The sequence below is a fragment of the Salinimicrobium oceani genome, from assembly GCF_012037645.1.
Genome location: NZ_JAAVJR010000550.1, coordinates 1 through 472 on the forward strand (window position 1 = coordinate 1; position 472 = coordinate 472).

The 472-nt window shown below is 44.1% G+C and carries 1 protein-coding gene; it reads right to left on the bottom strand.

What is annotated here, in order from left to right; translation table 11 throughout:
- Positions 1–472 (bottom strand): PHP domain-containing protein (locus HC175_RS18190; protein ID WP_168139659.1); only part of this gene is annotated, 472 nt, incomplete at both ends.

The following is a 472-nucleotide window of genomic DNA, read 5'->3' on the forward strand; positions in this document are numbered from 1 at the left end:
TGTTTGATAACCTCTTTGTCAATTCGGGGCACGTAATAGAAGCCTTGGGTATAAGCGATGGAGGACATTTTTGCCAGGTTATGGTAGCCCTTCTTATTCTTCGCCAGCAACACGATCTGGTAGCCGTTATCTTTTCTGGATTTGTCTTTATGGTTTTCACACACAAAGAATTCACAGCCTATAATGGCTTTTAGCTCCCGCCCTTCGGGTTTTTCTCCGGCTTCTGCGGCTGCAGCGATCTTTGCCTTAATCCCTTTATTATATGCTCCTACTTCTTTCACAAAATGGAAAGCACCCATCATATTCGCATGATCTGTAAGTGCAACCGCCGGCATATTCTGTTTTGCCGCTGCATTTACAAGATCTTTGATACTGATGGTGGATTGCAGTATAGAGAACTGGCTATGGTTATGAAGGTGCGAAAAGGCTACTTCATCAAGTTTTTCCAGGTTCTCCTTGATCTCTGCGGAAG